The 210-nt window shown below is 65.7% G+C and carries 1 pseudogene; it reads right to left on the bottom strand.

The window, feature by feature from the left end:
• Window positions 1-185: pseudogene (locus tag KUM40_RS42795) on the bottom strand (O-methyltransferase); the annotation flags it as partial.
• Window positions 186-210 lie beyond the last annotated feature (25 nt).

Raw genomic sequence — 210 nt, 5'->3', positions numbered from 1 at the left:
GCGGTTTCGGGGACGGTCTGGAGGTGGGCGAAGAAGCCGTCACCGAAGATGTCGTCGAACGCGGTCCGCCCCTGACGCACCGTGTCGTACATACGGGCCAGTGGTTTCCAATAGAGGTCTTCGCCGAGCATGAGGAAGGGGTCGTGGAGGGATCCTGGGGCGTCGGTGCGCAGGAGGTCGGCCATGGGGGTGAGAGCGAAGCGGCCGTGT

Source organism: Streptomyces sp. AC512_CC834 (genome assembly GCF_019049325.1).
Taxonomy (GTDB): Bacteria; Actinomycetota; Actinomycetes; order Streptomycetales; family Streptomycetaceae; genus Streptomyces.
Note: the sequence above shows the minus strand (reverse complement) of the source record. Positions and strands in the feature narration are given on the sequence as shown.